General features: G+C 66.3%; 28 protein-coding genes and 2 pseudogenes. 20 read left to right on the forward strand and 10 right to left on the reverse strand.

Annotated elements, in window-relative coordinates; all coding sequences use genetic code 11:
- Window positions 1-254: 254 nt before the first annotated feature.
- Entirely contained in the window at window positions 255-1,010 is a 756-nt protein-coding gene (locus ACFV2O_RS15145) for an alpha/beta hydrolase (protein WP_379252529.1), read from the forward strand.
- A 188-nt stretch (window positions 1,011-1,198) separates the two neighbouring features.
- Window positions 1,199-1,615, forward strand: a complete 417-nt coding sequence (locus ACFV2O_RS15150; protein WP_379252259.1) for a VOC family protein — start codon at window positions 1,199-1,201, stop codon at window positions 1,613-1,615.
- Window positions 1,616-1,892: 277 nt separating this feature from the next.
- On the opposite strand, the gene ACFV2O_RS15155 is transcribed toward ACFV2O_RS15150, so the two are convergent.
- Window positions 1,893-2,345 (reverse strand): MarR family winged helix-turn-helix transcriptional regulator, encoded by a 453-nt coding sequence (locus ACFV2O_RS15155; protein WP_379252260.1) that lies wholly within the window; start codon window positions 2,343-2,345, stop codon window positions 1,893-1,895.
- 88 nt (window positions 2,346-2,433) lie between these two features.
- Between ACFV2O_RS15155 and ACFV2O_RS15160 the strand changes: the two genes are divergently transcribed.
- A complete protein-coding gene (locus ACFV2O_RS15160; protein ID WP_379252261.1) occupies window positions 2,434-3,381 on the forward strand; it encodes a zinc-binding alcohol dehydrogenase family protein in 948 nt (315 codons plus the stop codon).
- A 74-nt stretch (window positions 3,382-3,455) separates the two neighbouring features.
- Here ACFV2O_RS15160 and ACFV2O_RS15165 read toward each other — a convergent pair whose 3' ends face one another.
- Window positions 3,456-4,652, reverse strand: coding sequence for an Ig-like domain-containing protein (locus ACFV2O_RS15165; RefSeq protein ID WP_379252262.1), 1,197 nt, complete (start codon window positions 4,650-4,652; stop codon window positions 3,456-3,458).
- Between the two features lie 212 nt (window positions 4,653-4,864).
- Between ACFV2O_RS15165 and ACFV2O_RS15170 the strand changes: the two genes are divergently transcribed.
- From ACFV2O_RS15170 to ACFV2O_RS15185, 4 genes are all read left to right on the forward strand, one after another.
- Window positions 4,865-5,413, forward strand: coding sequence for an AAA family ATPase (locus ACFV2O_RS15170; RefSeq protein ID WP_379252263.1), 549 nt, complete (start codon window positions 4,865-4,867; stop codon window positions 5,411-5,413).
- A gap of 24 nt (window positions 5,414-5,437) precedes the next feature.
- A complete protein-coding gene (locus tag ACFV2O_RS15175; RefSeq protein ID WP_379252530.1) occupies window positions 5,438-6,655 on the forward strand; it encodes an NAD(P)/FAD-dependent oxidoreductase in 1,218 nt (405 codons plus the stop codon).
- A 265-nt stretch (window positions 6,656-6,920) separates the two neighbouring features.
- On the forward strand, window positions 6,921-7,766 hold the full coding sequence (locus ACFV2O_RS15180) for a helix-turn-helix transcriptional regulator (RefSeq protein WP_379252264.1): 846 nt from the start codon (window positions 6,921-6,923) through the stop codon (window positions 7,764-7,766).
- A gap of 77 nt (window positions 7,767-7,843) precedes the next feature.
- On the forward strand, window positions 7,844-8,608 hold the full coding sequence (locus tag ACFV2O_RS15185) for a glucose 1-dehydrogenase (RefSeq protein WP_379252265.1): 765 nt from the start codon (window positions 7,844-7,846) through the stop codon (window positions 8,606-8,608).
- Window positions 8,609-8,673: 65 nt separating this feature from the next.
- Here the strand turns inward: ACFV2O_RS15185 and ACFV2O_RS15190 are convergent, their stop codons facing one another.
- Together ACFV2O_RS15190 and ACFV2O_RS15195 are read right to left on the reverse strand one after the other, a co-directional pair.
- Entirely contained in the window at window positions 8,674-9,555 is an 882-nt protein-coding gene (locus ACFV2O_RS15190; protein WP_379252266.1) for an alpha/beta fold hydrolase, read from the reverse strand.
- Between the two features lie 14 nt (window positions 9,556-9,569).
- Window positions 9,570-10,298: a TetR/AcrR family transcriptional regulator gene (locus ACFV2O_RS15195; RefSeq protein WP_379252267.1), complete on the reverse strand. Its 729-nt coding sequence runs from the start codon at window positions 10,296-10,298 to the stop codon at window positions 9,570-9,572.
- A gap of 226 nt (window positions 10,299-10,524) precedes the next feature.
- On the opposite strand from ACFV2O_RS15195, the gene ACFV2O_RS15200 reads away from it, so the two are divergent.
- The 9 genes and pseudogenes from ACFV2O_RS15200 (at window position 10,525) to ACFV2O_RS15240 (ending at window position 16,998) form a co-directional block, all read left to right on the forward strand.
- Complete coding sequence (locus ACFV2O_RS15200) at window positions 10,525-11,445, forward strand: NADP-dependent oxidoreductase (RefSeq protein WP_379252268.1); 921 nt, start codon at window positions 10,525-10,527, stop codon at window positions 11,443-11,445.
- A 144-nt stretch (window positions 11,446-11,589) separates the two neighbouring features.
- The gene (locus ACFV2O_RS15205; RefSeq protein ID WP_379252269.1) at window positions 11,590-12,504 is read left to right on the forward strand and encodes a D-alanyl-D-alanine carboxypeptidase family protein; all 915 of its coding nucleotides are present in this window, start codon (window positions 11,590-11,592) and stop codon (window positions 12,502-12,504) included.
- A gap of 223 nt (window positions 12,505-12,727) precedes the next feature.
- Window positions 12,728-13,351: a TetR/AcrR family transcriptional regulator gene (locus ACFV2O_RS15210; protein ID WP_379252270.1), complete on the forward strand. Its 624-nt coding sequence runs from the start codon at window positions 12,728-12,730 to the stop codon at window positions 13,349-13,351.
- Window positions 13,352-13,406: 55 nt separating this feature from the next.
- Window positions 13,407-13,499: pseudogene (locus tag ACFV2O_RS15215) on the forward strand (SDR family NAD(P)-dependent oxidoreductase); the annotation flags it as partial.
- Between the two features lie 49 nt (window positions 13,500-13,548).
- Window positions 13,549-13,644, forward strand: a pseudogene (locus tag ACFV2O_RS15220) (beta-ketoacyl-ACP reductase); the annotation flags it as partial.
- Window positions 13,645-13,735: 91 nt separating this feature from the next.
- On the forward strand, window positions 13,736-14,188 hold the full coding sequence (locus ACFV2O_RS15225) for a MaoC family dehydratase (protein ID WP_356964160.1): 453 nt from the start codon (window positions 13,736-13,738) through the stop codon (window positions 14,186-14,188).
- Window positions 14,188-15,213 (forward strand): phosphotransferase family protein, encoded by a 1,026-nt coding sequence (locus tag ACFV2O_RS15230; RefSeq protein WP_379252531.1) that lies wholly within the window; start codon window positions 14,188-14,190, stop codon window positions 15,211-15,213. The genes ACFV2O_RS15225 and ACFV2O_RS15230 overlap by 1 nt, the downstream gene beginning before the upstream one ends.
- A gap of 192 nt (window positions 15,214-15,405) precedes the next feature.
- Entirely contained in the window at window positions 15,406-16,629 is a 1,224-nt protein-coding gene (locus ACFV2O_RS15235; protein WP_379252271.1) for an acyl-CoA dehydrogenase family protein, read from the forward strand.
- A gap of 45 nt (window positions 16,630-16,674) precedes the next feature.
- A complete protein-coding gene (locus tag ACFV2O_RS15240; protein ID WP_379252272.1) occupies window positions 16,675-16,998 on the forward strand; it encodes a putative quinol monooxygenase in 324 nt (107 codons plus the stop codon).
- Between the two features lie 186 nt (window positions 16,999-17,184).
- On the opposite strand, the gene ACFV2O_RS15245 is transcribed toward ACFV2O_RS15240, so the two are convergent.
- Window positions 17,185-17,832, reverse strand: coding sequence for an HAD family phosphatase (locus ACFV2O_RS15245; protein ID WP_355078146.1), 648 nt, complete (start codon window positions 17,830-17,832; stop codon window positions 17,185-17,187).
- 285 nt (window positions 17,833-18,117) lie between these two features.
- On the opposite strand from ACFV2O_RS15245, the gene ACFV2O_RS15250 reads away from it, so the two are divergent.
- Both ACFV2O_RS15250 and ACFV2O_RS15255 read left to right on the forward strand, forming a co-directional pair.
- Window positions 18,118-18,630 (forward strand): hypothetical protein, encoded by a 513-nt coding sequence (locus ACFV2O_RS15250; protein WP_379252273.1) that lies wholly within the window; start codon window positions 18,118-18,120, stop codon window positions 18,628-18,630.
- Window positions 18,627-19,151, forward strand: coding sequence for a thioesterase family protein (locus ACFV2O_RS15255; RefSeq protein ID WP_379252274.1), 525 nt, complete (start codon window positions 18,627-18,629; stop codon window positions 19,149-19,151). The genes ACFV2O_RS15250 and ACFV2O_RS15255 overlap by 4 nt, the downstream gene beginning before the upstream one ends.
- 56 nt (window positions 19,152-19,207) lie before the next feature.
- Here the strand turns inward: ACFV2O_RS15255 and ACFV2O_RS15260 are convergent, their stop codons facing one another.
- The 3 genes from ACFV2O_RS15260 to ACFV2O_RS15270 form a co-directional block, all read right to left on the reverse strand.
- A complete protein-coding gene (locus tag ACFV2O_RS15260) occupies window positions 19,208-20,131 on the reverse strand; it encodes an alpha/beta fold hydrolase (RefSeq protein ID WP_379252275.1) in 924 nt (307 codons plus the stop codon).
- Between the two features lie 179 nt (window positions 20,132-20,310).
- Window positions 20,311-20,967, reverse strand: a complete 657-nt coding sequence (locus ACFV2O_RS15265; RefSeq protein WP_379252276.1) for a maleylpyruvate isomerase N-terminal domain-containing protein — start codon at window positions 20,965-20,967, stop codon at window positions 20,311-20,313.
- Between the two features lie 19 nt (window positions 20,968-20,986).
- A complete protein-coding gene (locus ACFV2O_RS15270; RefSeq protein WP_379252277.1) occupies window positions 20,987-21,352 on the reverse strand; it encodes a hypothetical protein in 366 nt (121 codons plus the stop codon).
- 84 nt (window positions 21,353-21,436) lie between these two features.
- On the opposite strand from ACFV2O_RS15270, the gene ACFV2O_RS15275 reads away from it, so the two are divergent.
- Window positions 21,437-22,027, forward strand: coding sequence for a TetR family transcriptional regulator (locus ACFV2O_RS15275; protein WP_355078141.1), 591 nt, complete (start codon window positions 21,437-21,439; stop codon window positions 22,025-22,027).
- Between the two features lie 310 nt (window positions 22,028-22,337).
- On the opposite strand, the gene ACFV2O_RS15280 is transcribed toward ACFV2O_RS15275, so the two are convergent.
- Complete coding sequence (locus ACFV2O_RS15280; protein ID WP_355078140.1) at window positions 22,338-23,117, reverse strand: NAD(P)H-dependent oxidoreductase; 780 nt, start codon at window positions 23,115-23,117, stop codon at window positions 22,338-22,340.
- 138 nt (window positions 23,118-23,255) lie between these two features.
- Between ACFV2O_RS15280 and ACFV2O_RS15285 the strand changes: the two genes are divergently transcribed.
- Window positions 23,256-24,104, forward strand: a complete 849-nt coding sequence (locus tag ACFV2O_RS15285; RefSeq protein ID WP_379252278.1) for a helix-turn-helix transcriptional regulator — start codon at window positions 23,256-23,258, stop codon at window positions 24,102-24,104.
- A gap of 199 nt (window positions 24,105-24,303) precedes the next feature.
- Here the strand turns inward: ACFV2O_RS15285 and ACFV2O_RS15290 are convergent, their stop codons facing one another.
- Window positions 24,304-25,035, reverse strand: a complete 732-nt coding sequence (locus ACFV2O_RS15290) for an alpha/beta hydrolase (RefSeq protein WP_379252279.1) — start codon at window positions 25,033-25,035, stop codon at window positions 24,304-24,306.
- Between the last annotated feature and the right edge of the window lie 129 nt (window positions 25,036-25,164).

Here is a 25,164-nt window from a genome sequence, read left to right on the forward strand (position 1 = left end):
CGCCCGCTACTGGAACGACGCCGCACTGGAGCGACATCAGTGGTTGAAGCCACCGCAGGCGCTATAAAGGTTGGCCGCCATGCCGCCCGGCTGGTAGCGTCCGGGAGTCCGTGACACTGCCCCAGGAGGTGAGACCCATCAACGCTGTATCCAGTGGGTGCTCCACATCTTCTTCACGGTTGGGCGATTGACGTAGGTGTCGCCGGGAGCGCCGCGAACATGGCAATCCCGAAAGGCAATAACCTATGCGTTCTGTGAATTTCACTGCGGAGACACCGTTGAACGGTGTCATCGAACGCGACTTCACTGTGGGTGAGGTACCCGGCGTGCTCTTCTCGCCCGCATCCGGCTCCGGCCCCGCACCCTTGGTGCTCATGGCGCACAGCGGCGGCCAGCATAAGAGGGCACCGGGCATCGTGGGCCGGGCGCACCACTTCGTGACCGGCTACGGTTTCCACGCCGCCGCCATCGACGCACCCGGACACGGCGACCGGCCGCGAACGACGGAGGACGAGCAGCGGATCGCAGTCCTCCGGCGTGCTCAGGCTGCGGGCGAGCCGATCGGCCCTATCATCGTCGAATTGCACACCTACCTGGCCGAGCGCGCCGTGCCGGAATGGCAGGTGACGCTGGACGCCCTGCAGGAACTGCCGCAGATCGGCGCCGACGGGCGGGTCGGGTTCTGGGGCATCATGCAGGGTACCGGGATCGGGGTGCCGTTGACGGCCGTCGAACCCAGAATCGCCGCGGCGGTCTTCGGCTGCCTGGGGCATGAATCCCTGGTCGAGGCGGCGGCACAGATCACCGTCCCGATCGAGTTCCTGCTCCAGTGGGACGATGAGCTGCTCGACCGTCGATCCGGTCTCGCGTTGTTCGACGCCTTCGCCTCGAAGGAAAAGACGTTGCACGCCAACGCGGGCGGGCATTTCGAGGTACCGAGGTTCGAGGTCGACAGCGCCGCACGGTTCTTCGCGCGGCATCTCGGCCAGGTCGACACGTCACCGGCCTGACGGGACAGGTATCGGCGGGCCGGGCACGAGCCGGCCTCCGATGCCTCAGCCGTAGACCGTTCGCCTGCCGGCTGCGGACCTCGCTCGTGGCGTCACGGTGGATGCGCGAGATCGCCGGCGGCGGAGTGACAAGATCACGCGGTCTGGTCGCCTGAACCGAGCCGGGTGATCATGACATGATCTCGATCATGCCGATCTCCACCAGTTCGTTCGACCATGTCCGCTTGACAGTGACCGACGTCGACAGATCCCGGGCCTTCTATGACGCTGTCTTCGGATGGCCGATCGCTTGGGAGTGTCCCGCGGACGCGGACGAGGCCACCCGTGCACGATATGGGTTCCTCTTCGGCGGTGTGATCTACCAGATGGGCGATGCACTGCTCGGACTTCGCCCGGTCGCCAGTGACGAGTTCGACGAAGATCGAGTAGGACTCGACCACCTCGCTTTCGCCCTCGCCACTCGGTCGGATCTCGATTCGGCGGCTGCCTTGCTCGACGAACTCGGCATCGCGCACGCGGGAGTGAAAGACCTGGGCCCCATGTACATTCTGGAATTCCGCGATCCGGACAACATCGCGCTGGAATTGGTTGTGCGCAAGCAGTAATCGCTACTTCCGTTGCAGCGGTCCCTCCACACTGGGATGGCCAGGACCGTGTCGATATCCCGGCGCCCTCGAACGAACAGCCCGCCGACGTCTTCGACTTGCCGTAGGCGCTCGTCGTGAGTGATGTGCCGCCCAGCCCCTCCTGCCACGACAGTGCCCGCCGACAGTCTGGCCGGCGGCAACCCCACCAAGATCACGATCCGCGACCTGTGGGACCGGTCATCGGCGCATGCCCGGCATCGCCCGAGCACCCCCACGTGCTACTGAACCTGCTCAGCTAGCGAAGTGTGGTGTGGGTCTGCTCGATGAGGGTCGCGGTGGCGCGGTCGAGGAATTCGCAGAACTGTTTGTGTTCGTCGGGGGTGAATCGATCGGTGAGGGCGCGTTCGAGCACGATGACTTCCTGATAGGCGCGGTCGAGCAGGTCGCGGCCGGTCGGGGTGAGGGTAGCGATCATGACTTTGGCGTGGACGGGCGACGGTTGCCGGTCGATGAGCTCTTTGTTCTGCATGCCGGTCAAGACAGTCGCCATGCTCTGCTGCGTGACCCCGCACGCGCGGGCCAGTTGGGCGCCGGACATGGCGTCGTCGCGGGACAAGATCAGCAGCACCGTGTATTGGGTCATGGTCAGTCCGTAACCGCGTAGCACCGCCTCATGGTGGGCCATGAGCGCCTGCTCGGCTCGGCGAATGCGCGTGCACACGTATTCCTCGACGGGCACGTCGACCATGTCACAACTCCCTAAGTTGACTCAGTATCCTGATACTGCTTAAGTGCTCAGTATCAGGATACTGAGTCAACACAGAAAGTTGTATGTGATGAAGGCTGTTGTGCTGGACACCGATGACACCTTCCGGATCTCGGAGATCGACGAGCCCGTGGCCGCGCCGGGCGAGGTCGCGATCCGCGTCGCCTATGCGGGGGTGCAGTACGGTGACGTGCTGGTGCGTGGCGGGCACTTTCCGGTGCCGCGCCCGTTCGTGCCGGGCTTCGAAGCCGCAGGCCAGATCATCGCGGTGGGCGAGGGCGTGGACGAAGGCCGGATCGGTGAGCAGGTCGTCGCGCTGGTCGGCGGGGGCGGTTACGCCGAGGTCGCGACCGCGCCTTCGGTGCTGGCGATCAATGCCTCGCGCGTCGACGCACCCACCGCGGCAGGGTTCGGATGGGTGACTCCGACCGCCTACGACCTGATCGATTCCGTCGGCGGGGTCCGGGCCGGGGACCGTGTGCTGATCCACGCCGCAGCCGGTGGTGTCGGATCACTGGCCGGGCAGTTCGCCGCTGCCGCCGGCGCGGAACGGATAGTCGGCGTGGTCGGCAACTCCGGTCAGGTCGATTACGCGCGTCAGTTCGGTTACCACGAGGTGCTGACGCGAGAACAGTTCCCCGATGGCATCGGTGCGGAAACCTTCGACGTGATCCTCGACCCGATCGGAGGACCGACGCGGGTCGCGAGCCTGGCCCGGCTGGCTGCCCATGGCCGGATCGTGGTCTACGGCAACATCGGCACCTTCGAACCGGTCACCGTCTCGGCCAACGACCTGCTGATGCACGGCCAGTCGCTGATGACCTACAACAGCAATCTGGGCAGCCAGACCCACCCGCAGCGACTCGCCGACAGCGCCACTCGCGCGATGGCGCTGGTCGCCGACGGGTCGGTGCGCATCGATATCACCGCCGAATACGGCCTCGCCGACGTCGAGACCGCGATCGCGAACCTGGCCGGCGGAGTGACCCGCGGCAAGAGCGTCGTCCGCATCGGATGAATCACCGTCGGCGATCCGGCCGGGACACCTGCTCGCGTGTCGTGCGCCGGATCGGCCGCCTTTTCTCGTTCGGGTCACGTGTGGCCGCCACCGCGGAGCCAGTCGGTCCACGGGATGCTCCAATCGCCGTTGTGCCAGATATCGAGGGGTTCGCCGCCGGTGTTGCGGACCTCGACCACGTCGCCGGGGATGACGAAGTCGTAGAACCATGTGGCGTCGGCGGGGGAGAGGTTCAGGCAGCCGTGTGAGACGTTGGTGTTGCCTTGGGCCCACATGCTCGCGGCCAATTCGTGCACGAAGATTCCGTCGTGGCTGATGCGGACCGCGTGGTTGATGCTCGTGCGGTAGCCGAGCGCGGAATTGGTGGGCAGGCCATAGGTGGCGGAGTCCATGATCACCGGGTCGTTGCGGTCCAGCACGGTGTAGATGCCGGGGCGAGTCCAGAACGACATGACTCTGCCGCCGACGACCGCGGTGCCGCCCATGCCCATCGATGTGGGCATGGTGCGCACGAGGTTTCCGTTGTCGAAGACCTCGATCTGTTTGGTGTCGTCGTCGGCGACCGCGACGTGCGCAGGTCCGATGGTCACTGAAACTTGTTGGTCACGCGAGCCGTAACGGCCGTCGCCGAGCGCGCGGCCGAAGAACTCGGCCGCGATCGTGATCCTGGTTCCCGGTGCGTGATAGTGCTCCGGCCGCCAGTGTGCGTTCTGATCGTCGAGCCAGTACCAGGCGCCGGCGACGGCGGGCTGGGTGGTGACCTTCAGGTAGCGTTCCGCGGCGGTCCGGTCCACGGGTTCGTCGAAATGGGCGACGAGCACGAAACCTACTCCGTAGGTGTCGTTTTCGGCCAGCTCGACGAGATTCGACGAGCGTAGTGAGACGTCGATGATCTGTTGCGGTCGCACGGTGGTGCAGGTTGTCGTCGCGGCGACGTCGCCGGTTTCGCCCTGAGCGACGGCTTTCGCGGTGTAGGTGTGTCCGTAGCCGAGTGGTTCGGCACTGGTCCAGGTTCGATGATCGGGTGCCGATACGCCCGGCAGCGATCTGCCCGTTTCATCGATCCATTCGACCGATCGCAGCGTCCCGTCGGTGACGGTGACCGTGCCGAGACTGCGCGGTTCGACATCGTGGGTGCCGGGTGTGGGGTCGAATCGGATTGTGGCAGGTATGGGTGGCGGCGCGAGTTCTCGCGCCCACCCCCATCCGGCCAAGGCAAGACCACCCGCACCGGCGAAGCCGATCAACAGCCGACGACGTCCCAATGCCACCGTCTATCTCCCTTCTCCGGGGTGCTGGGGCCGACCTCTGTCCGCCAGCATGCGACAGCTACGCGCCGCCCGTGAGACCGACGACCAGCATCTCCACCGATCCGCCGCACAACCGATACCGTTCCTCGATTGATCGGGGTTCTCCCGAGTGTGGATCGGCAGCGATTGTCGGCAGCTCTGGTCGGCTGCGGGCCGCTGGCAGGATGGGTCGCATGCTCATCGTCATCGGCGGACTTCCAGGGGCAGGTAAGACCACGTTGGCGCGCTTATTGGCGGCGCGGATCGGTGGCGTGCATCTGCGGGTCGACACCATCGAGCAGGCGATCGTTCGATCAGGTCTGGCCGAGCATCCCGTGGGGCCTGCCGGTTATGTAGTGGGGTACGCGCTGGCCGGGGAGCATCTTCGGCAGGGGTTGACCGTGATCGCCGAATCCGTGAACCCACTGTCGATCACTCGCGACAGCTGGCTGGGCGCTGCCCGAGATGCCGGTGTCGGCGCGGTGGAAATCGAGGTGATCTGCTCGGATCCGGCCGAGCATCGGCACCGTGTCGTTTCGCGATCGGTCGACATCCCTGACCTGCCGCTGCCGGAATGGCAGCAGGTGCTCGACCGCGAATATCAGCCGTGGGATCGGGACCACATCATCCTCGACACGGCTGGCGAGAGGCCCGACCAGTCGTTGCGCCGCCTGCTCGGGCGCCTCCGTCACCTCGGGGCTTCCAGCGTCCTGACCAGCGGCAGCAACGATCACGAAGTTTAGAATGACGATGTGCAGCGCGCTGCAGTGACCGATCCGTCGCGTGTCGTGGTCCTCGGGTCCGGGTTCGCGGGTCTGTGGGCGGCGCTCGCGGCGGCCCGGCGGCTCGACGAGCTCGGTGTGGCGGGCGGGACCGTCGATATCACGATGATCAGTTCCACGCCGTACCACGACATCCGCGTGCGTGACTATGAGACCGATCTGAGCACATCCCGCATCCCGCTCGGCGTTCTTCTCGATCCGGTCGGAATCGAGCACATCATCGGCGAAGTGACGGCGATCGACGCTGTGGCGCGAATCGTGGAATCCACCGCGGGCGCTCACGGCTACGACCGGCTGGTGCTCGCGTTGGGCAGCCAGGTGGTCAAGCCCGATATCCCTGGCCTGCGGGAGTTCGGGTTCGACATCGATACCCACGACGCAGCGACGAGACTGCAGGCTCACTTGCGCCGGCTCGCCGAGGGTCCCGCTGACCCGGCGGCCGCCACCGTAGTCGTCGTCGGGGCAGGTTTGACGGGGATCGAAGAGGCGACCGGGCTGCCCGCGATGCTCGCCGACGTCTTTGCCCCGCGTGCCGTCGCACCGCGGGTCATCCTGGTCGACCGCAACCCGTTCGTCGGCTCGGACATGGGTGTATCGGCCCGACCGGTCATCGAGGCGGCGTTGGCCTCCAGCGGTATCGAGACCAAGTTGGGCGTCGGGGTGGTGTCCATCGATGAACGCGGGGTGACGCTTTCCTCGGGTGAAATGGTGCCCGCCGCCACTGTCGTCTGGTGTGCGGGCATGCGGGCCAGCCTGCTGACCGCGGACTTCGGCGTCGACCGTGACCGGCTGGGGCGACTGCCCGTCGACGATTATCTGCGTGTCTGCGGTGTGCCCGGGGTATTCGCCGCAGGTGACGTCGCTGCCGCGAAAATGGACGACGAGCATATGTCGGTGATGTCCTGCCAGCACAGCCGCCCGATGGGCCGATGGGCGGGATACAACGTCATCGGCGATCTTCTGGGCAAGCCCATGAAGCCGTTGCGGATCCCTTGGTATGTAACGGTTCTCGATCTGGGACCGGCAGGAGCGGTGTATACCGAGGGCTGGGACCGCCATGTGGTCGCATGCGGCGAGGAGGCCAAAGACACCAAGCGCGCCATCAACACTCGCCGTATCTACCCTCCGCTGAACCGCGACCGCGACGCGTTGCTGGCCGCCGCCGCACCCGACTTGCAGGCCGCACCCGAGTACGGACACTAAGGTTCGGTATCCCGATCGAGGGAAAGGCCAAGGCACGATATTGGGGTCCAGCGAATAGAGCCGACCCGCAGCAGTTCGGGGACAACGGCAACAATCCCAATTCGTGGGAGTCCGTACATGCTGCATGAGTGCACCGATATTCGCTGCTGAGCCGGTCATCGGTGATTGCAGGTGGCGGTGTATCCGGCCGGGGTCTGGTAGCCCACGGCGAAATATCTGCGGTGGTGGTCTGACGCGACGCTGGGGGCGCTTGTTACCGTGGCTTATGACGAGCGAAGCCGTGCCACGACGCCGCGAGTTGCTACGTGACTTTTTGCGTGCCAGGCGGGCGCGGGTCAGGCCCGAGGATGTCGGAATTCCGGCGACGGGCCGGCGGCGCACGCCTGGATTGCGGCGAGAGGAGCTCGCCGTGCTGGCCGGAGTCGGAGTGTCCTGGTACACCTGGTTGGAGCAGGGACGCGACATCACCGTCTCCGACGAGGTGCTCGATGCGATCGCCCGAGTCCTGATGCTGAGCGAACCCGAACGGATCCATCTGTACCTGCTGGCAGGACTCAATCCGCCCACCCTGGAGTGCGCGCCCGTAACAGCCGTCACGCCGGAAGTGCAGCAGTTGATCGATGCTTGGGACGGGCGGCCTGCGGTACTGCGCGATCGGTACTGGAACGTGCTGAGGTTCAACGACACCGCCCGGATGGTGTTCGGCTACGGCGACGGCGAACACAATTGCCTCCTCACGTATTTCACCAATCCTCGCTATCGCGCCATGGAGGAGCTGTGGGCGGCGAACGCACCCGCCATCGTTGCCGCCTATCGCGCAAGCGCGGGCATTTGCCCTGGCGACACCGATTTCCGCAGGGTGGTCGACAATCTCCGGTTGATGAGCCCGGAATTCACCGAACTGTGGGAGCGGCAGGAAGTCGGAGTTCCGGAGCAGGCGGTGAACGCGCTGCGTCATCCCGACCTCGGTGAATTGTTCTTCGACGCGACGACGTTGACGGTCGCGGACCATCCCGAATGGCAACTCGTGCTGTACAACCCGCGGCCGGGCACCGCGACCGGTGAGCGCCTGGAACGGCTACACCGCGGTCGCGTCGCCTCGCCCGCCTGACGGCCGCAAGGTGGTGGTGCCACACCCACCATAAATGCGCACTGTTTGCTTCGGGGCTGGGTCGGCACGCTGGAGCCATGACGCACGACAGTTCCCGATACAACGGCAAGATCGCACTCGTCACCGGCGGCACCAGCGGCATGGGGGCGGCCACCGCGCGGCGGCTCATCGCCGAAGGAGCGAGGGTGATCGTCACCGGGCGCGACAAGGCCCGGCTCGACGCGGCGGTCGAGGAACTCGGGCATCGGGCACTCGGAATTGCTGGTGACGCAACCGACCTCACCGATCTGGACACCTTGGTGGCGACTATCCGCGACCGGTTCGGCCGGTTGGACGTGGTGTTCGCGAACGCGGGCATCGGCGCGTTCCAGACCATCGAGCAGGTCACCGAAGGCGAGTTCTACCGTGTCCTCGACACCAATCTCAAGGCCGCGTTCTTCACCATCCAGAAGACGCTGCCCCTCCTGCCGGACGGTGCGGCGATCGTTATCAACGCGTCCTTCGCCGCGTATCGCGGCGCGCCCGCCGCCGCCCTCTACACCGCGAGCAAAGCCGCGGTGCAGAGCTTGGCCCGGACCCTCGCCGCCGAGCTGACAACCCGGCGCATCCGCGTCAACTCCGTGAGCCCTGGGTACATCGACACCCCAGCCTTCCAAGCCGAAGCATCCGCCGAGATCAAGTCCACGATCACTACCACGGTTGCCGCCGGCCGGGTCGGCACCCCGGAGGATGTCGCGGCGGCGGTCGCTTTCCTCGCGTCGGACGAAGCGTCCTACATCAACGGACAGGACATCCTCGTCGACGGCGGACTGATCTCGGTCATCCCGGCAGCGGTGCTGTAGCCGAGCTTCGGCAGGAAAAGCTTGTCCGAAGACGGGGTCACTGTGCCGTCGGTCCCGGTCGTGACCTATCGGGTCAAGAGCTGCCGGATGAACTCAGCGATCCGGGCGGGATTCTCTTCAGCCATGAAATGCCCGGCGTTGATCGGTTCGTAGGTGAAGTCGGGTGCCCATGCGCCCCAAATCTCGATGGGATCGAATCCGAGCCGGCTGCCCCAATCCTGGGAAATCGCGGCCACAGGCATCGTGAGTTGCCGCCCCTGGGCGCGGTCTGCCCGGTCCATGTCGAGGTCGATGCTCGCCGTGGCTCGGTAGTCGGCAACGATGGACGGCACGGCCGCCATGGATGCGCACACGTAGTGACGGCGCAGCTCAGGGGAGAAGGTGGAGCCGGTGGGGTCCCAGGAATCGAGGAACGAGGTGAAGAACTCTTCGGCGACAGCGTCGATCATCTTCTCAGGGAGCCCCTTGGGTTGCGCCATGAGGTAGAGGTGCCAAGCGACTTTTGCCTCGACGCCCTGGAGGACATCCCACGTGTCCATCGTCGGGAGCACGTCCAAGATCCCGATGTGGGTGACCGTCCCGGGGTGATCGAGGCCCGCGCGAACGGCGACGAGCGCGCCACGATCGTGACCGATGACGGCGAATCGGTCATGGCCCAGCTGCGCGGCAACCTCGACGACATCTGAGGCCATGGTGCGCTTCGAATACGTCTCCGGCGTGGCGGCGTCCGGCTTATCGCTCTCCCCGTAGCCGCGCAGATCCATGGCGAGCACGGAGTGGTCGCGGCTGAGGTCACTGGCGACGGCACTCCACATCAGATGCGTCTGCGGGAACCCGTGCAGGAAAACCACGGGCGAGCCTTGCCCCGCATGCGCGACGTTGAGCTCGACTCCGTCCACGCCGGTGAGGCGTTCGTAGGTGAATCCGGGAATCGTGAGGTCGGTCAAGGGGTCTCTCTCGTTCATCGGTGCGGGTGGGGGGCTGACCGTGTCGGTCTGCCGGAGAAGATGCCGTGCTGGCCGGCGTTCACGCCGCTGCAGAGCGCGGGGATCAGCACTGCGTCGACCAAGGCTTCGCGGTAGGTTGCATCAGTTGACAGTCCATTGAGCTTGCGGATGACGAGTGCCGCTGCGGCGACTTCTTCGTAAGCGAAGCGGTCCGCTGTTGCCGGTAATTCACCGCGCTCTATTGCTGATCGCAGGACGGTATCGGTCAACCGGGCACCCGTGGGGCCGGCTGAGGCCTCGATGTGCTCGCACAGTTCGGGGTCACGTAGTCCCGCCTGCATGATCGTCAGGCTGATCGGCTCGCCGGCATTCATCGTCGCCTCCAACCGCTCGAGCAGGGCAAGCAGATCTCCCCGCAGGGAGCCTGTATCGATCGGCTCAGGCTTGTTGCCCGCGGCGGGGCCTGCCTTGATGGCGGCGACGATCATCTCCTGCTTTGTCGCCCACCGGCGATACAGAGTCCTTTTCGATGCCTGAGCGCGTCGAGCGACTTCCTCGAACGTGACACCATCGACACCCGAATCACTCATAACTTCGAGGATGATGCGAAGAATCTCGCCCTCTCGGGCGACGTCACGTGGTCGGCCAGGACTTCTCGCTGTGACACCACTGTTTGAATACGGCACGGTTCGTATCCTAAAGGTCCTCAGCGCCACCGCGCGAGCCGGCCCAAGCTCAGTCACTCGAGCTGTTGCCCCTTCGCCACTGTCAAAAACCTCCTGGCCAGCAACAACTAGTTCTCATCGGGCGTGTGCTCGGAACCGGCGTCGAGGGGGTTCGCGGCCATTCTGACCGCTAGGCCCGACCTGGAGGTGGCCCCCCGCTACACCTCCAAGTGGACCGCCGATGGCGGAGCTCGAGTGCGTAACGTCGAAGCCGACCAGTACTCCGACGACCGGAAGGACCTTCATGCGAGCCATCACAGTCCGGGATCGCGAAGCTGGCATCGGTGGATTGACCCTGACCGATCTGCCCCACCCGCACGCCGCTGAAAACGACGTCATCGTGCAAGTCCACGCCGCCGGCTTCACCCGCGGCGAGCTCGACTGGCCAGGGACGTGGACCGATCGCGCCGGTCGCGACCGCACCCCGAGTGTCCCCGGCCACGAACTGTCAGGTGTAGTCGTCGCGCTCGGCTACGGCACCACTGGCCTCACGGTGGGCCAGCGCGTCTTCGGACCGACCGACTGGGCGCGCAACGGTTCGCTCGCGGAGTACACCGCCGTGGAAGCCCGCAACCTGGCCCCGCTCCCCGCTGACGTCGACCACGTCGCCGCGGCCGCGCTACCGATCTCCGGTCTGACGGCCTGGCAGGCGCTGTTCGACCACGCTCACCTCGAATCCGGCCAAACCGTCCTCATCCACGGAGTCGGTGGCGCCGTCGGCTCCGTCGCCGCACAACTCGCCCAGGAGGCGGGAGCTCACATCATCGGCACCGGCCGAGCCTCCGACCGGGACGCGGCCCGAGATTTCGGCGTCCACGAGTTCGTCGACTTGGGCGGAGAGCTCCTGGAGGACGTCGGCGAGGTCGACGTGGTACTCGACGTGATCGGCGGCGACATCCGCGACCGCTCCACCGCGCTACTACGCTCCGGCGGCACCCTCGTCACCATCGCCGGTCCACCCGCCATCCACCCTCACGACGGCCGAGCCATCTTCTTCGTCGTCGAGCCCAACCGCGAGCAACTGGCCCAACTGGTCACCCGCCTCCGTCATGGCCGGCTCATCCCGCTCGTCAGCGGCGTCTGCTCCCTGGCCGACGCCCCCGCGGCCTTCAGCCCCGACGGGCGCACCCGCGGCAGAACGATCGTCAAGGTGACCACGGACTGACGAGACCAGCTGTTTCGGCCGTCGACCGAAGCGTCCAGCTCGGAGGCGCCTGGATTAGCTCATTAGATGCTGTCACCGAAGTTGCGCGGCAACTCGACCGATGAAATGCCGTTAATCAGGGAAATGCCACGGCAGAATGTGGCGATGCGGACATTTGCTCGATTGTTGCACGCTGTCGTCGCCGGGGCGCTGGTTGTGGTAGCCGGTCAGGGTGTCGCGGCCGCCCCCGCCGCGAGCGACGCCCATATCCAGTTGCCCTGGCTGACGTCTGGGCCGGATGCGGTGCAGGCGTCGGGTGCGGCGCTGGCAGACGGAATCACCGGCACGGTGCTGTGGTCGCGACAGCCGAACACCCCGGTCCCGATAGCCAGCATCACGAAGGTGATGACGGCACTGGTCGTGATCAATGCCGGCGACCTCGACCGGGCCATCACCGTGCCGCAGGAAATCATCGCCTACGACACCGAATACGACGGAAGCACCGCGGGCCTGGTCCCCGGCGAGGTGCTCACCGCGCGACAGCTCCTGTACGCGATGATGCTGCCGTCCGGCTGCGACGCCGCCTATACCCTTGCCGAAGCCTACGGGCCCGGACAAGACGGTTTCATCGCCAAAATGAACGACACCGCGCGTCAGATGGGCCTGGCGGGAACATATTTCGCCGACCCCAGCGGGCTGCCTGCCCCCACCGACCACTCCACCTACTCCACACCGGCGGACCTGGTCGCCCTCGGCCTGCGCGCGATGAGCCTGCCGGTGTTCCGGGAGATCGTCAGTTCGCAGAGCTATCACGTGCCCGCCGGCCCGGGCAACCGCGCTCACCTCTGGCAGACCACGAACAGGATGCTGCACGACTATCCCGGCACCATTGGCATCAAAACCGGATTCACCGACGCTGCGGGAACCTGCCTGCTGTTCGAGACGGTCAGGGCAGGAATACCGCTGATCGGTGTGGTCCTGCACAGCTCACCCGACAGCGGCGCTGCCGCGAAGGATGACGCCGAGCGCATGGTGAACTGGGCCTACAACCCGATCTTCAGCGCGCTGCCGATCAGTTAGCGCCGAATGCGGTGAGCCCTCGGCTGATCCGGTTCCGATGTCGGACTCCAGCTGTGGCCATGCCGCTTCGAGGACCGGATCCGTTCGGCGACGAAGTGCCCTGCGGTGGTGGCGGTGCGCGCCGCCTCGACCACCTGTTCGCGCTGTTCGCGGTGATACCGTGAACGCGACAAACGTCCCGTCGACCGACAGTGAGTGGCCAGCGTTGGTGTCCGAGTCCGTTGTGAGTGAGGCCGAGTCTCGTAAAGGACTTCCGCGCACCAAGCGCGGCGAACGCACACGCGCCGCGCTGATCGCCGCGGCGCGCGAGGTATTCGAGCGCGACGGATACCTCGATGCCAAGATCTCCGATATCTCCAAGGCGGCCGGGACGGCGTCGGGGTCGTTCTACACCTATTTCGACGGCAAGGAAGAGATCTTCGCGGCGGTGGCGGAACAGGTGCAGGAAGAGATGCTGCACCCCCACGTTCGCGAGCGCACGGGCGTCACCGACCCGCGCGACCTCATCGAGGCGGCCAATCGGGACTACCTTCGCTCCTACAAGCGCAACGCGCGCCTGATGGCCGTGCTCGAGGAGGTCGCCCTGATCAACGAGGATTTCCGCGGGCTGCGGATGGAACGAGGCAAGGCTTTCGCGGAGCGCAACGCGAAGATGATCAGCGCGCTGCAGGAATCCGGCCGGGCCAGCGCGGACCTCGATCCCATGATCACCGCGCACGCCTTGTCGGTGATGGTGAGCCGGATGGCCTACCTGGTCTTCGTCCAGAATCAGCGCATCCCGTTCGAGAAGCTCGTCACCACCCTGACGCAGCTGTGGGTCAACGCGCTGCGGCTCGAATCGGACTGAGCTATCACGCAAGGTGGGCAGCGTTGATAAGTGATCGTTCGAAGGAAAGGCCGCCATCGTCACCGGCGCCAGTCGCGGCATCGGTCTCGGCATCGCCCAGCGGCTGGTCGACGAGGGCGCAAAGGTCGTCATCACCGCACGCAATCAAAGGCGCTCGACGACGCCTGACGGACATGACCGCGGCCACGGCCGAACGAATGGGTGTGTCCTTCGAGGAATTGAAGAAGGCGGTTATCGCACAGAAGCCGGTCGCTCGCGCGGGGACGCCCGAGGACATCGCGCACACGGTGTCGTTCCTGGTGAGCGAGGGAGCGGGATTCGTGTCCGGCCAGGTCGTCTATGTGGCCGGCGGACCTCGGGACAAGAACGGAAGGACAGCGACCGATGAAGGTATTCCAGGGCTTGGCCGAGCTGGAGAAGGCCATCGGAACTCACCTCGGATACAGCGACTGGTACACCGTGACCCAGGAGCAGATCGACCGTTTTGCCGACGCGACGGGCGATCACCAGTGGATTCACGTGGATCCGGTGAAAGCGGCGACGGGACCGTTCGGCACGACCGTCGCCCACGGATTTCTTACGCTGTCTCTCATTCCGATGCTGACCCGGCAGATCTATCGCGTCGAAGGGTTGTCGATGGGCGTCAACTACGGCGCCAACAAGGTGCGGTTCCCCGCGCCCGTTCCCGTGGGGTCCCGGCTGCGCGCGGGAGTCGAGTTGCTCTCGCTCGCGCCTGCGAACCTGGGATTCCAGGCGGTCAGCCGCGTCACCGTCGACATCGACGGCGCCGCCAAGCCCGCGTGTGTCGCCGAGACGGTCGCGGTGCTGGTGCCTTGATGAGCGACCGTAACCGCGAGGATCTGCCCGGCTTGGATCTGGATCGCCTGGCGGCATGGCTGGCCGATGCCGAGCCGGATCTGCTCGCCGGGCCGCTCACCGGCCGCCTGATCGCAGGCGGGAAATCCAACCTGACCTACGAGATCAGCGACGGCAGGTCGGCGTGGATCGTGCGGCGACCCCCGCTCGGTCACGTGCTGGCAACCGCACACGACATGTCCAGGGAATACCGGGTGATGACCGCGCTGGCCGGCACCGGCGTACCCGTTCCCGCCACCTACACGCTCTGCGAGGATCCCGATATCCTCGGCGCGCCCTTCTATCTGATGGAGCGGGTGATCGGGACGCCTTACCGCACGGCGGCCGAACTCACAGCGATCGGCGCCGACCGGACGCGAACCATCTCGACCGGAATGGTCGACGCTCTGGCCGCTCTGCACGCCGTGGATCCCGCGGCAGCCGGACTCGCGGATTTCGGACGTCCGAGCGGGTTCCTGGTGCGGCAGGTGCACCGCTGGAAGAAGCAATTGGACGCCTCCTACTCCCGGGAACTGCCGGGTGCGGACGCGCTGTACGGGAGGCTCGCGGCCCACCAGCCTCCGCAGTCTCCGGATGGAATCGTCCACGGCGACTACCGGCTCGACAACATCCTGATGGACTCGGAAGACCGCGTGGTCGCCGTAATCGATTGGGAGATGGCCACTTTAGGTGATCCGCTCACCGATGTGGCGCTCCTGCTGCTGTATCGCCGCCTCGGCGAGATCGGCGTCACCGGTGTCAGCGACGTGGCGCTCGCGCCCGGGTTCCTCACCGAGGCCGAACTGCTCGACCGCTATGCCGAACACAGCGGCCGCGACCTCGCGCACTTCGGTTTCTATCTGGGGCTCGCCGCCTTCAAACTCGCGGCGATCCTCGAAGGCATCCACTACCGCCATCTCCACGGGCAAACCGTGGGATCCGGCTTCGAGACCGTGGGATCCGGGGTCGAACCGCTGTTGCGCATCGGGATCGAAGCACTCGAGTAGAACAACCGATGACCGGCACAGCTCTCGACGCCCCGGTGAGACCGTCGTGGGCGGGCGCCGGTCGGCTCGGCAGCTGGGCAGATCGCGCGCGTCGTCGGCATTGCGGGCGGACGCGGCAATAAGCGAAGTTGAATCTGAAGTCGAATTCAAATACGGTGCGTAGGCAGCCGTCAGTCAGCACGAGGAGTCGCCATGTTCGAGCTCTCGGAGCGATCTCGCCGATACCGCGAGGATCTGCTCGCCTTCATGGACGAGCACGTCTACCCCGCGGAGGCGGTCTACCACGCACAGATGACGGAGTCCGGTGATCCGCACTTCCACCCGCCGATTCTCGAAGAACTCAAGACCGAAGCGCGCAAGCGCGGTCTGTGGAATCTGTTCCACCCCCATCCGGAGTGGGGTCCGGGCCTGACGAATCTGGAGTACGCGCCGCTCGCCGAGATCATGGGACGAAGCGCGCATCTGGCGCCGGAGGCGACCAACTGCAACGCTCCCGACACCGGGAACATGGAAGTGCTGACGCTGTTCGGCACGCCCGAGCACAAACAGACGTGGCTGCGTCCGCTGCTGGACGGCGAGATCGCCTCGGCTTTCGCGATGACCGAGCCGGCGGTCGCCAGCTCCGATGCCACCAACATCGAGCTGCGCATGCGGCCCGACGGCGACGAGTACGTGCTCAACGGCCGAAAGTGGTGGACCTCCAACGCCTTGCACAAGAATTGCAAGGTTCTCATCGTGATGGGCAAGACGGATCCGGATGCGCCCGTGCACCGTCAGCAGAGCATGATGGTCGTCCCGATCGACACCCCCGGCGTGACGGTGCTGCGCAACCTGCCCGTCTTCGGGTATCAGGACCGGGAAGGGCACGCCGAGGTGGTGTTCGAGAACGTCCGAGTGCCGCGCACCGCGCTGCTGGCCGGTGAGGGCGACGGGTTCATGATCAGCCAGGCCCGGCTCGGGCCGGGACGGATCCACCACTGCATGCGAGCGATCGGCATGGCCGAACGGGCGCTGGACCTGATGATCGACCGAGCGCAAGCGCGGACGACGTTCGGCGCGCCGCTGGCCGACCGCGCCAATATCCAGGATTGGATTGCCGAGTCCCGCATCGAGATCGAGATGGCGCGGTTGCTGACACTCCAGGCCGCCGATCTGATGGACACGGTCGGAAATCGCAACGCGCGGGTCCAAATCGCCGCGATCAAGGTGGCCGCGCCCCAAGTCGCGTTGAAGGTGATCGACCGGGCCATCCAGGTCCACGGCGGTGGTGGTGTCTCCGACGACTTCCCTTTGGCGAACATGTACGCGCATCTGCGCACTTTGCGCCTGGCGGACGGGCCGGACGAGGTGCACAAGCGCACGATCGCCCAGATGGAGTTGCGCCGCCGCGACCCTTCATGGGGCAAGCGACCGTAGCCGGACAGGACGAAGCGGCACAACCCACTTCAAGAGGAGGAACGTATGGCCGAGCCCTGTGTGGTGGTGGCGACCATGATCGCGAAGCCGGGCCAGGAAGAGCTGGTGGAGCGGACGTTGCGGACGGCCGCGCCCGCGGTGCACGCCGAGCCGGGCTGTCTGCTCTACGCACTGCATCGACGGATCGGCGAACCAGGTCGATTCGTGATGATCGAGAAATGGGCGTCGAAAGAAGCGTTGCGCGCCCACGGCCAGAGCGCGGTGTTGCGTGAGGTCAACGAGGCCTTGGGCGACGCGCTCAGTCATCCGGCCGAAGTGCTGGTCTTCGACGCGCTGCCCGCGGGCGATTCCGAACTGGGAGCGCTCTGACGCACGAATGACTGCCCGACACGATGTTCACCGGAGCGAATATCGGAAAGTTCGTGCTGACGCTCTGAATTGGATGCGTCCGGGCTCGCGTTCTCGGCCAGCACGGCGTCGGTGGATTCCTTGGTGCTCGGGCACCTTCGGGGTGCCCTTCGTGGTTCTCGCTGAACAGGTGCTTGCGAGCCGAACTCACGACGGGCCGAGAGCGGCCCACAGCCGCTCGATGGTGTCCGCCGCGTCGCGGTGCAGGACGCCGGTGAGCCCCGCGTGTTCGGCCGCGACGATGTTCTGTGGCAGGTCGTCCACCATTACGGTGGCTCCCGGCTCCACATTCAAACGGGCGCAGGCGATGTCGTACGCGCGCCGCGATGGCTTGCGTACACCGATCTCGCCGGAGATGGTGACGGCGTCGAACATCGAAGCGAGGTCGAATCCGGCGTAGCAGTCGTCGCCGAGTGAGTTCGACAGCAGCCCAACACGGAATCCCGCATTCCTGACTTCGGTCACCAGCTCGATCATGGCGCTGTCGGCTCGCAGGCCGGACTGGATGCGGTGAACGAGCCCGGCTCCGTCCACCTCGACCCCGTGCGCACGCAGCCGCGCCGCGAAGCCCTGTTCGAACTCTCGCTCGCCCATGCGTCCCTCCTCGTGGGCGACCAGCAGTGCCCGGGCCTCCACGTCATCGCTGAACAGGCGCAGCGGTAGGCGGGGATCGCAGCCGATCGACTCGCCGAACTCTCGGAACGCCTCGAAGACGCTGGACGTCAGCACACCCCCGAAGTCGAACAGCACGGCGGTCGCCCGGTGCTCGGCGGGTACGGAGGTGGGACCGGTCATGAGAGTTCCTTTCCGCTCCGTGCCGCCGGACGGCGTCACGTTGTCGAATGCGTGCAGTTGTCGGCGGCGCGGCCGAGCACTGGCGATTGTCCGGCAATCCGGGCATGCTTTCGCAACCCGAGCGTAGTTGAATCTGAGTTCATGTTCAATATGAAACGCTGGGCTTACCGCACGAGGCGCCGACGAAGAGCGGCCCCTACGCCTACCCGTATCTTGAACTTGACATCGGATTCGGGTAACTATCGAAGTCGAGTTTTCAGCACCACGAGATATCGGAGCAGTCTCTTGACCACGGTCTCCCCGCGGAGTGCTCGTCTGACCTTCCGCGCCCTCGAGCCGATCCCCGGCATGATCTACTTCACCCCGCACGGCCCCGAGGCGTATCGCGACCTCGGCCTTACGGATCCCGGCCATGTGGCGCTACTGGCGACGGAGGGACTGGACGGTATCGAAGCACTGATCACGCACAGCGCGACCGGCGAGGTCGCCGCCGAGGTACTGCGCCTCAGCCGATCCTGGAGTGAGCAGGACTGGGCATCCGGCGTCGACCGGCTTCGTGCCCGCGGGTGGTTGGCAAACGGCGCTCTGAGCGAGCACGGCGCCGCCCGGCGCGGGGCGATCGAGGACAGGACCGACGAGCTGGCGGTCTATCCGTACGAGGCGATCGGCGAGGACGGGTGCGCACGTCTGCGCGCTCTGGCCTCGTCGTTGGCGGTCCGGGTCATCGAAGGCGATCTGGGATTTCCGTCCGTGCTGTCGGAGCGCTACCGGCAGGCGATCCAGGGCGAGTCTCGATGAGCCGGGTGAAGGTGGCCGCGGTGCGGCCGGAGATCACCCGGGTACTCGCGGTCCCCGCCGCGTTCACCAGGGAGATTCCGCCGGAGTTCGAGGACGGCAACCGGCACATGAACGTGACGCACTACTTTCGGCTGCACGGCGAGGCGATGTGGCAGCAACACCGTGCGCTCGGCTACACCGGGTCCGGCGAGTTCGGTCTGTTCGCGATGGAGCAGCACGTCGCCTACTACCGGGAAGTGCTGGTAGGACATGAGGTCTCGGTGCACGTCTGCGATCTCGGGCGCACCGACAAGGTCGCGCGCGGTATCTCGTATCTGGTCAATCGCACCGTCGGCGAGGTCGCGAGCTCGTTCGAGTTCCTGAGCATGAACGTCGATCGGGTGTCTCGCCGCCCGGCGGAATTCGCCGACACGGTCGCCGCAGCCTTGGACGAATCAATCGCGCGCGCTCGATCACTCGGTTTCGGACCCGACGACGGGGTGCTCGAATTGCGCCCATCGATGGCCCGCGAGCGGGACTGAGCAGCTCCGGCCGGGCGGCGTAGGTCTTCACGGCGCCGCCGCCCCGTTTCTTCGGCTCAGTCGAGGCTGCGGGCGAAGTCGATCAGGGCGGCGTTCACTTCGGCCGCGCGTTCCTGTTGAATCCAGTGCCCCGCGCCGTCCAGCATGATCGACCCGCGCAGGTCCGACAGCACGGCGGTCATCTTGGCGGTCGGGGTGAACCGGATGACCGGATCCCGCGACCCCGCGATGAACAGCGCGGGCTGGTCGATCTTCGCTTTGGCCAAGTGCGCGGTGAGTTCCCAGTTCCGGTCCAGGTTGCGGTAGTAGTTGAGACCGCCGGTGAAGCCGGTGGCGGTAAAAGTCTGCACGTAATAGCCCAGTTCGGCTTCGCTCGACCAGTCCGGGACCGCCTGCTTCGCGCCTTGCAGATCGCGAGCGCTGATGACGTCGTCCTGCAGCAGGGTGCGGCGCACGTCCGACGCCAGTGCCGCGTCGGCCGGCCCAGGTTCCTGGAACCAGCACATGTAGAAGTCGTCGCCCAGCCGAGACCGCAGGATCGCCACCGGCGGGGCCGAGGAGCGCGGAGTGGCCGGGACGCTCAGGCCCGCGACCGCCCGCACCCGACTCGGATAGTGCAGCGCGAACTGCCAGACCACCGACGCGCCCCAGTCGTGGCCGACGAAGATCGCGTCATCGAGGCCCGACTCGTCCAGGAGGCCGACCAGATCGGCGCAAAGGGTGACGATGTCGTAGTCCTCGATCCGATCCGGGCGGGAGCTGCCACCATACCCGCGCATATCCGGGGTCAGCGTACGGAATCCCGCCTCGGCGAACGCGAAGACTTGATGACGCCAGGAGAACCCGAGTTCAGGAAAGCCGTGGCAGAAGACCACCGCAGGGCCTTCGCCGTGGTCGACGACGCGCAACTCGATCCCGTTCGTCGCGACCTGGCGGCTGCCGAGCCGCAGCCACCGGTCCAACGGATCGCGTGTTTCCATCCCTGAGTCCACCTCGTGTTCGGATGCTGTGGCGGCCACCGACAGTATTCAATTCTGACGTCGAATTCAACTTTCGGCCGAGCTCATCGGCTCGACTGGAGCAATACCTCGAAATTCCTCTCGGAGAGTGGCATTCGTGCCGCGAAAGTCATCGGTGGACGAGTGGGTGGAGGACGTCCCTACCCGAATTGATGCCAGGGTATCCGGGCGCGGGCGAGTTCGGACTGTTCGTCGGCGGTGAGTGGTGCACGCCCGCTTGCTTTGGCCAATGTGGTGGTTCGGTCCCAGCCAAGGCGCGTGGCGGCTGCGCCGACACCGAGAAAGTCGGTGACGGCGGCTGCGGCCGCGGGTGTGGTCCAAGCGGGGGTGCTGAGGGCGTTGGCCAGGTCGAGGCCGTGCAGGGCCAGTTCCACGACGCGGGTGAGCAGGAATTCCCGCAGAGTCATGCCGTCGCCCCATCGGGTGACGAGGAGCCGCTCGGGCGGTTGTCCGGCGATGGCGCGCAGAGCGCGGCGGCGTTGATGGTCGAAGGCGGCGACGAGCGCCGCTGGATTCGGATGTGCCGCTGCGGCGTCCTGGGCCGCCGACACTCGTGCGGCGTTGGCGGTCGCGTCGAAGATGCGCGGGTGGTAGTAGCCGGCGGCATCGAGGTTCGCGCGGGCGGGCGGGGGAGCGGCCAAGCCGTCGGGGACGCGAGCGATCGCGGCTGTGACGTGCGCGATGAGTTCGGCGACTGTCCATGGTGGGCATGGGGTTGGCAATGTGAACTGGTGTGCCGTCAGTGTGGCGGTGGCCCGTGCCCAGGCGGTGCACTCTTCGTCGAAGGCTCGGGCCACGAGGTCATCCGTAGGAGCGTCAGGCATCGACTGGCCCTCGGCGCTTCGCGCGACGCAGTGTCGCGAAGACCGCGAGGGCGGCGGTTATCGCGAGGGTTGGATGCACGATGCGGTCGCGCATGTCGACCGGGATGACGCCGAGAATGGCGTCGCCGCCCACGATGCCCAGGGCGGTTTCGATCGCGTAGAGGATTCCGACTCCGGTGACCACCGGGATGGGCCGGGTGCGCAGCCCGGCGAGCAGGGTGATGCCGACTACCGCTTGCAGGGCCGCGCGCCATTCCGATCCAGGAAGGGAGAATGCCGGAGCGCCGAGCAGTGTGGTGAGCGACCGGATGAGAAGGAACAGTCCGACGACGGAGCAATACCACTGTGTGGCAGTCATCTCCGCTGATCTTCGAAAGGTATGGGCGACCACGCGACTCCTTATTGCCAGGGCGGCAGTAACTGTATTGCTTATACTGCCACTGTGGCAATAGCGGAGGTGAAACGGCGTAGGCGCACCGTGGCGGAGGCTCGTGCGGAGATTCTGGGAGCGGCTGGCGCGCTGCTGCGTGAGCAGGCATCCGAAGCGGTGACCGTGAGCGCGATCATGGCCCGGACGACGTTGTCGCGGAAGTCGTTCTATGTGTACTTCCCGGATCGGGTCGCATTGCTGCGTGAACTACTCGCTCCGTTGCGCGCCGAGACCGATGCCGCCATCGCCCGGTGGCGCACTGCGGCCGATCCCCGCCCGGCCGCGCGTGCCGCGCTGGAATCGGCCGCGCGGATGTATCAATGCGACGGCGCCTTGTTGCGCACCCTGGCCGTGGCCTCGCAGCGGGACGCGGAGGCCGCCCAGTTGTGGCAGGAGTTCCTGGCTCCACTGGAAGAGGTTGCGGCCGAGACGATTACGCGAGCCGACGAGCGGCTTCCCGCTGTGTCGGTTGCCCGGGCCCTGGTCGCGATGAACGTGCACTATCTGCTCGACGAGGTCGTCGGCGCCGCACCCGAGTCGGTGGACGCGGCCGTCGACACGGTCGCCGTCATCTGGGAGCGCACCCTCTATCCCCACGACTGAGACGGCGGTCGTTTCCGGCTCGACATGACCAACCCCAGAATGACCAGCAGGCTCAAGGACCTATCGGTGCGGTGTCCGCGCAGCCGGAATTCGGCTGTCGCCCCCCTCCGGGGCGCTCAGGGCAGGTACCCGACCAGAGCCTCGCTGAGACGACGCGCCGCCACACACGGTTCTCGAGGTGCTATCGGGCTCGGAGATTTCGGGTCACGAATGCGACGAGGCCGCCCGGAACTGTAACGGCGACGTAGCACCCGAGCTTGTTCGTGCCGCACCGGCGAGGAGGGCTGCAGGCGCGGGTTGCCCCATTCGGTCAGCCGCGCACGTGCAGCCCGAAACCCGTGCGGCCCGAGGGCTCCAGCCCTTCCTTCAGCTGCAGCGAGGGGATCTCATAATCACCGAAGTTTTGCCGCCGGAACGCGATCGGCTCGGTCGAATCCAGGGTGAGCAGGCGTTGCTGCCAAGCCTTGGCGACGTCCGGGTAGTCCTCGCCGGTCATCCGGTCGGTCCCGTACAGCACGAACGGCGGCAGCACTTCGATGCCCGGGTAGTAGAGGATGCCGTGGTGGATCGGGAACAGTAGATCCTCGATCGGGCCGTTGATGCCGCGGGCGGCGTAATGCGACTCCGGGCCGCCGGCGGTCACCGACAGCAGAGCTTTCCTGCCCGCGAGTGTGCCTTCGCCGAAGCGCTCACCGTACTTCGTGTCGTTGTGCTCGCCGACGCCATATGCGAAGTGGTAGGTGAACACGCGGTCTACCCAGCCTTTGAGGATCGCGGGCATCGTGTACCACCACAGCGGGAATTGGAAAATGATCATGTCGGCCCACAGCAGTTTCTCCTGCTCGGCCGCGACGTCCGGGGTAAGCGTCCCGGCGTCGAAGGCCCGGCCGGAGTCCAGGGCGACCTTCAGCGGACTCGAGGCGTGGGGCCCGTAGTCCGCGGCGTCCACGACCGCCTTCCAGTTCATCGCGTACAGATCGCTCACTCGTACCTCGTGCCCGGCTGTCTCCAATGTGGACACAGCGAGGTCCTTCAGCGAGCTGTTGAGCGACTTCGGCTCGGGGTGGGCGTAGACGATCAGCGCCTTCATGGGAACTCCTTCGGATCAGGTGCCTTCGATCCTGAGCACCGCTGCGCCCGGTGTTCAGAGACGCTGCTTCCGTCGGACGGGACTTCCTGGTAACGACAGGACCACCTTCACGAGCACCACCGAGGCCATACTGGGGACGTGGACGATCTTGCGGGCTACCTGCGGACCCGGCGTTCCCGGGTCGACCCGGCGACCGCCGGCATTCCCATCGACAGGCGCCGCCGGGTCGAAGGGCTTCGCCGCGAGGAGGTCGCGCACCTGTCCGGGGTCAGCGTCGACTATTACGTGCGCCTGGAGCAGGGCCGCGCGACCCAGCCTTCCGAGCAGGTCCTCGACGCGCTCGCTCGCGTCCTGGGCCTCGATGAGACCGAACGCGGGCACCTCTACCGGCTCGCCCGGCAGCGCCGCCGCCGCGCGAAGGCGCCGAGCGGACGGGTCCGACCGGAGCTGTTACGCGTCCTCGACCTGGTCGCCGACGCGCCCGCGCTGATCATGGACCACCGCATGGACGTGCTCGCCGGAAATCGGCTCGCCGGCCTTCTCTACGGCCGACCGATGCCGGGCCTGAACACCGCCCGGCACATCTTCCTCGAGGAGGCCGAGCGCGGCCTCTACGCCGACTGGGAGAATTGCACCCTCGACGTGGTCGGGCACCTGCGCCTGGCCGCAGGCAAATACCCCGAGGACCCCCGCCTGGCCTCGCTTATCGGTGAGCTGGCGATGGGCAGTGAGCGCTTCCGCCGCCTCTGGGCCCGCGCAGACGTGCGCGCCCGCACGCATGGACGCAAGGCGTACCGACACCCGCTGGTCGGATTGCTGGAACTGCATCAGGAGAACTTCGCACTACCTGACGAAACGGGCATGGAGCTGCTGGTGCTGTCCGCGCTCCCCGGCAGCCCCGCCGAGGACGGGCTGCGTCTGCTCGTGGGGCTGGACGCGGACAGCGGTGACACGCATCCCACGATGAACGCTCAGGTTCGCGAGTAACTCAACCCCGCCCCCGGGAACACCTAGCTGAGGAAGTTTCGGGAGGCGAGTGGGGAGCTGAGTCGGGCCCGGAGATGCGCTTGATCATCGCCGGGCCCAACACTTCAGTTTGAAGCAGCCGTCACCCCCCTAACCCGAGAATGCGCGGATTCGACGAGTCGGCCGCTATCCGCCTCCATGTCGGCCTGTCGGGCCGGCTTCACTTCAAGTGCCGGGCGAAGAACCGGTTTGCCTCCTCTCCCGCGAACTGCGGGACGCCGGTGTGCCCGCCCATATTGGCGTGCAGCGTCTTCTCCTTGGAGCCGAAGGCGTCGAACAGGTCCAGGGCCATCTGCCGGTCGTTTCTCTCGTCGTCCCACTGCAGCAGGACATGCAGTGGAATAGTGACCTGTCGGGCCTCCTCGAATATGGCGCGCGGCACGAAACTCCCGGCGAACAGAACGGCGGCCACGATGCGCGGCTCGACCGCCGCCAGCCGGGTGCCGATGGATATCACCCCGCCTGAATACCCGACCGGCCCGCCGATCTCGGTCAGCGCGAGAAGGGCGTCCAGGGCGGCCCGCCATTCTGGGACCGCCTGGTCGACCAGCGGGAGGACGAGCCGGTCGACGATGTCGTCGGTGACCGGCTCGCCAGCCCGTAGCACCTGGTGCAGGTCGGCGCGGACCTGCTCGGCGGCAGCCGAACGGGGCCGGTCACCGCTGCCGGGGAGCTCGATGGTGGCGGCGGCGAAGCCCTCCGCCACGGAGTGCCGGGCCCGGGCAACCAGTCGGGGGTACATCTTGTCCAGTCCGCCTGGGTGGCCGATCAGGATCAGCGGCGCCGGCGCGGATGCTGATCCGGGCGTCCACAGGATGCCGGGGATCTCGCCAAGGGTGAATTCGCGCTCGAGGATTCCGTCGTCGAGGCGCTGTTCAGAAGTGAATTGCACGATCGTGCCTTTCGGGAGTGCTCTTGAACGGCGCTCCCGGACGATCTATCGCCCGACCGTGACCCCAGAGGGGAGCACCCATGTAGATACTGCGTTCACGGGTACCACCTCCTCGTTCACTGGCACGGC

This window comes from Nocardia sp. NPDC059691 (assembly GCF_042733915.1).
In the GTDB taxonomy this organism is placed as follows: domain Bacteria; phylum Actinomycetota; class Actinomycetes; order Mycobacteriales; family Mycobacteriaceae; genus Nocardia; species Nocardia sichangensis.

Bases quoted from the DNA above. Each gene is read 5' to 3' on its own strand.
- ACFV2O_RS15150 (WP_379252259.1), top strand. From the start codon at position 1,199: ATGCCGATCTCCACCAGTTCGTTCGACCATGTCCGCTTGACAGTGACC.
- ACFV2O_RS15155 (WP_379252260.1), bottom strand. From the start codon at position 2,345: ATGGTCGACGTGCCCGTCGAGGAATACGTGTGCACGCGCATTCGCCGA.
- ACFV2O_RS15160 (WP_379252261.1), top strand. From the start codon at position 2,434: ATGAAGGCTGTTGTGCTGGACACCGATGACACCTTCCGGATCTCGGAG.
- ACFV2O_RS15170 (WP_379252263.1), top strand. From the start codon at position 4,865: ATGCTCATCGTCATCGGCGGACTTCCAGGGGCAGGTAAGACCACGTTG.
- ACFV2O_RS15180 (WP_379252264.1), top strand. From the start codon at position 6,921: ATGACGAGCGAAGCCGTGCCACGACGCCGCGAGTTGCTACGTGACTTT.
- ACFV2O_RS15185 (WP_379252265.1), top strand. From the start codon at position 7,844: ATGACGCACGACAGTTCCCGATACAACGGCAAGATCGCACTCGTCACC.
- ACFV2O_RS15200 (WP_379252268.1), top strand. From the start codon at position 10,525: ATGCGAGCCATCACAGTCCGGGATCGCGAAGCTGGCATCGGTGGATTG.
- ACFV2O_RS15205 (WP_379252269.1), top strand. From the start codon at position 11,590: ATGCGGACATTTGCTCGATTGTTGCACGCTGTCGTCGCCGGGGCGCTG.
- ACFV2O_RS15225 (WP_356964160.1), top strand. From the start codon at position 13,736: ATGAAGGTATTCCAGGGCTTGGCCGAGCTGGAGAAGGCCATCGGAACT.
- ACFV2O_RS15230 (WP_379252531.1), top strand. From the start codon at position 14,188: ATGAGCGACCGTAACCGCGAGGATCTGCCCGGCTTGGATCTGGATCGC.
- ACFV2O_RS15235 (WP_379252271.1), top strand. From the start codon at position 15,406: ATGTTCGAGCTCTCGGAGCGATCTCGCCGATACCGCGAGGATCTGCTC.
- ACFV2O_RS15240 (WP_379252272.1), top strand. From the start codon at position 16,675: ATGGCCGAGCCCTGTGTGGTGGTGGCGACCATGATCGCGAAGCCGGGC.
- ACFV2O_RS15245 (WP_355078146.1), bottom strand. From the start codon at position 17,832: ATGACCGGTCCCACCTCCGTACCCGCCGAGCACCGGGCGACCGCCGTG.
- ACFV2O_RS15255 (WP_379252274.1), top strand. From the start codon at position 18,627: ATGAGCCGGGTGAAGGTGGCCGCGGTGCGGCCGGAGATCACCCGGGTA.
- ACFV2O_RS15260 (WP_379252275.1), bottom strand. From the start codon at position 20,131: ATGGAAACACGCGATCCGTTGGACCGGTGGCTGCGGCTCGGCAGCCGC.
- ACFV2O_RS15270 (WP_379252277.1), bottom strand. From the start codon at position 21,352: ATGACTGCCACACAGTGGTATTGCTCCGTCGTCGGACTGTTCCTTCTC.
- ACFV2O_RS15280 (WP_355078140.1), bottom strand. From the start codon at position 23,117: ATGAAGGCGCTGATCGTCTACGCCCACCCCGAGCCGAAGTCGCTCAAC.